Source organism: Desulfonatronum thiosulfatophilum (genome assembly GCF_900104215.1).
Lineage (GTDB): Bacteria > Desulfobacterota > Desulfovibrionia > Desulfovibrionales > Desulfonatronaceae > Desulfonatronum > Desulfonatronum thiosulfatophilum.
Genome location: NZ_FMXO01000031.1, coordinates 1 through 3,449 on the forward strand (window position 1 = coordinate 1; position 3,449 = coordinate 3,449).

Annotated in this window: 4 protein-coding genes and 1 tRNA gene; 1 reads left to right on the forward strand and 4 read right to left on the reverse strand. The window is 51.1% G+C overall.

Annotated features, from left to right (window positions below; genetic code table 11):
- Nucleotides 1-239: 239 nt before the first annotated feature.
- From BLP93_RS16445 to BLP93_RS16850, 4 genes are all read right to left on the reverse strand, one after another.
- Nucleotides 240-584 carry a cupin domain-containing protein gene (locus BLP93_RS16445; RefSeq protein WP_208596674.1) on the reverse strand — a complete coding sequence of 115 codons (345 nt, stop codon included), beginning with the start codon at nucleotides 582-584 and terminating at the stop codon, nucleotides 240-242.
- 398 nt (nucleotides 585-982) lie between these two features.
- A tRNA-Arg gene (locus BLP93_RS16450) sits at nucleotides 983-1,059 on the reverse strand.
- A gap of 89 nt (nucleotides 1,060-1,148) precedes the next feature.
- A complete protein-coding gene (locus tag BLP93_RS16455; RefSeq protein WP_092124001.1) occupies nucleotides 1,149-2,051 on the reverse strand; it encodes a DMT family transporter in 903 nt (300 codons plus the stop codon).
- A 200-nt stretch (nucleotides 2,052-2,251) separates the two neighbouring features.
- Nucleotides 2,252-2,461 (reverse strand): hypothetical protein, encoded by a 210-nt coding sequence (locus tag BLP93_RS16850; RefSeq protein ID WP_139163046.1) that lies wholly within the window; start codon nucleotides 2,459-2,461, stop codon nucleotides 2,252-2,254.
- 121 nt (nucleotides 2,462-2,582) lie between these two features.
- Between BLP93_RS16850 and BLP93_RS16460 the strand changes: the two genes are divergently transcribed.
- Nucleotides 2,583-3,161: a hypothetical protein gene (locus BLP93_RS16460; protein ID WP_092124004.1), complete on the forward strand. Its 579-nt coding sequence runs from the start codon at nucleotides 2,583-2,585 to the stop codon at nucleotides 3,159-3,161.
- Nucleotides 3,162-3,449 lie beyond the last annotated feature (288 nt).

Sequence of the window (3,449 nt, forward strand, 5' to 3'; positions counted from 1 at the left end):
TCAACCCAAACCCAGGGGGGTCAATTCTAACTGTCGCCAAGGGGTCAGTTTCTGATGTCGCTTGACAGTATAGAAGGGCGCGTGACCCAGAGAAGACGACTGATGGATAGTCCTCCAGGTCCTTGACCATCGCGGACTGACTATGTGTTTCGGCAAACTCAGGACAAAATAGGCTCAAGATCCCCAACGGGATCATTCCTAAGTTAGCGTCACGCCCTTTTGCGCACAGGCGAAGTCGGCTACAACAGCGGCGGACTGTGATGGATAAACAACCGCAGTGGTTCCCGGCCGATATTCCGCACTCCATGCTCTACGCCCGACGGGGCCAGAAGATAATCCTCCGGACCTACTCGCCGCCACTCACCGTTGATGAACACTTCCGCCTCACCGGACAGGAAGAAAATGGAGTCCAGTTGCGGATCATGGGTATGAATCGGCACCTCGACTCCGGGATCGATCTCCAACTGAGAAACGCTGACACTGTCCGAATCCGCCCCCCGTACCAATACGGCGATCCTGACCCCGGCGAATTTGGGGTGATCCGTAAAAACGCGCTCTGCCTGGGGTAAAAACATTCCGTGCATACGTCCTCCTGATTGGTGAGTAGCTGGGTGTGCCTGATCGCAACTTTGAATCTTTTACTGTCACTGGATTGGCTCGGACCCATAATGTACCGCTGGTTGCCAAACCTGTCATCAAGGGAATGTGAATATCCATGAAGTTTGTGAGCCGATCTGTCGATTCGTGGCTGGAGCATCTAATGATGTTCATGATTGCCCCCTTGTAATGCTAAGACTTTTGGCAATGCCAGAGGAATCGTTTCACAGCATGCGCATCATGCCGCGGTAAACTCGAGTGACCATTCATAAAAACCTCCCCAGAACCATCCCTATCCCCACTTCAATTTGGGGACAGATTGGGGACTGGAGACAGGGCACAAAAAAAGGAGTCACAGCTTTTCGCTGTAACTCCTTGAAATCTTTGGTGCGCCAGGGAGGGATCGAACCCCCGACCCTCGGCTTAGAAGGCCGATGCTCTATCCAACTGAGCTACTGGCGCACGTGACACTGTCTACTTCAAGCCGCGGAGGCAGGTCAAGGGTAAAATAAGGACTGTGAAGCTGAAAAGGGGAAGCAATGCCATGAAAATCAACAAGATTTCCTGCGTCTTGGGACACTCTTGGACCAGACCATGACCAAGACCGCCGTGATGATCAGAACCGATCCGGTTAGCCCCAACGGGCCCAGCCGTTCGTCCCACCAGATGTAGGCGACGAACGCGGCAACCACTGGTTCAAAGGTTGCGACAACCGAGGCCCGGGTAGCCTCAAGGCGGCGCAAGCCGGCGCTGTACGCAAGAAATGCTCCATAGGTGGAAACGAAAGCTAATACAACGAGAGCATACCATGCTGTTGCCGTTTTATCCTGGAACTCTACCCACGGATATAGGGCAATAGCCCCGATGGGCAATGCGTAAACCATGACCGTGGCGGCCGAATATCCTTCAAGATAGCGCTTCCCGAAGATATAATACAGGGCGTAGGTCAAGCCGGAAAGCAGACCATACCCGATGGCGGCTTGATTCCATGAGCCGTTATGAAGAGCCTTGATCCCGTCCGGCCCGAGGCTGACCCCCAGCACCCCCAGCAGAGTTGCGGCCAGGGCGAAAAGCTTTAGGTTTCCTAGTTGCTCACCAAGAAACAATCTGGCCAAAAGGGCAACCCAGGCCGGCGCTGTATAGAGAAGAACAGCAGCCATGGAAGCTCCGCCAAGATCAACCGCCTTTTGAAAGGCGCCGTAAAACAGCCCAACACAAATCAATCCAAAAAATACGAAGGCAGGAACATCATGTCCTTTCACCCGCCATTTACCGATCACCAAAACATGGAGGCCGAAAAAAAAAGCTCCGAGAGTGGCTCGCCAAAAAGCAACCTCCAAAGGCGTCACTCCTTCCTGAAACGCCAGCTTGGCAAACGGCCCAATCAACCCCCAGAGGGTTGCAGCCAAAAGCACATAGGCGTATCCTACTTTTGTTTCATTAAGAACAATCATTCTAACATCTTAATTGATATCGGTGTATCTGATCAAAATTGTGCAAGCACATCATGCCCGCCTTCGCGGGCATGATGTGCTTGAAAAAGCTCAACTATAAAGTCATTACCGCGAAGGCGGAATTCCAGTTTCAAGGCAGCTCACAGGCTGCCCGACCTTTTTGAGCAGCTACAATCGGCGGCAACCGCACAAAATGCTGGCTATCGAACAGCGTTGAAAACATCTGGATTCGGACTTTCGTCGGAATGATTCGGAATGGGGTGCATTGTCAATAACGACATACGGCGATAGCCGGCAGCCAAACGCTGCTGCCCGAAGTTATTTTGCAGTAACAAATCTGCAACAAAACCTGCACGAAGCGCACCCATCCTTCGCGGAAGAACAGCAACCTTATCCACAAACAGCCACATGCGAATCGATTGTCATTTTCACTCAAGTCAATATTCCTGCTGCTCACACGTCAGCCCTCAACGAGCTTGCGAAATTGCCCTGGCCAGAGGGTTGAATGCCTTGCTGTTTACGGAACACGGCATGTATTGGGATCAAGAAAAACTTGATGACTTGCAGGCACAATATCCGGATCTGAAGTTGTTTTCGGGAATCGAGATTGCCCTGAACGAAGGCTACCACATAGTTGCCTTCGGAACACGTTTCCTTGATCGACAAACTAATCTTATGCCCCTGAACCAGTTGATTTCGATTGTCGCCGAGGATCGAGACAACATATTTCTCTTTGTGGCTCACGCTTTCCGTTATCAGCCATACCCGCTACCGGAATTGCCTCAAATCCTGAAATGGTGTGATGGGCTGGAAATGAACTCCATCAATATATTGCGTGGCCGCCACGTACGGTATCAAAAAAACATCGCTCCAGTGAATCATGCCCTCTATGAAAAGCATTTACAAGACTTCAAGCTTACGCCGCTGTACAATAGCGATGGGCACGACGAAGACATTATCGGACTGATTGCCAATGAATTTCCCATTTCAGATCCACCAGACGATGAAGTTGAACTGGCTCGCCTCTTCAAAATCAAAAGCCCCAGCGAGTACCAAAACCCGGAATTGCTTTCCCTGCATTACTTACTGAACAGCCCGGAATACTTCTGACGTAGAAGTACGGAATGGGCTAGGATAGGGATTTGAGCTGGTACTGTAAGAAAGACTAAATGCCGCATTTCCCTGGCCGTCGCATTGGAGACGGTCCGCCCCTGTGGCTGCGGTGTTTGCAGGGGGCCTTTTTTGGAGATGCTGTAAGAGTGCATTGGCATGCACGTGATGTGCTGAGTAGGTACAGTTAAACCAAAAAGCCCGCTTCTAAAGAAGCGGGCTTTTTGTTTTTGGAGAGAAAGTTCTGGCGACGTCCTACTTTCCCACGGTTAGAACCGCAGTATCATC

Excerpts from the sequence above, each read along its gene's own strand:
- BLP93_RS16445 (WP_208596674.1), bottom strand. The coding sequence starts at position 584 with ATGCACGGAATGTTTTTACCCCAGGCAGAGCGCGTTTTTACGGATCAC.
- BLP93_RS16455 (WP_092124001.1), bottom strand. The coding sequence starts at position 2,051 with ATGATTGTTCTTAATGAAACAAAAGTAGGATACGCCTATGTGCTTTTG.
- BLP93_RS16850 (WP_139163046.1), bottom strand. The coding sequence starts at position 2,461 with ATGTGGCTGTTTGTGGATAAGGTTGCTGTTCTTCCGCGAAGGATGGGT.
- BLP93_RS16460 (WP_092124004.1), top strand. The coding sequence starts at position 2,583 with ATGTATTGGGATCAAGAAAAACTTGATGACTTGCAGGCACAATATCCG.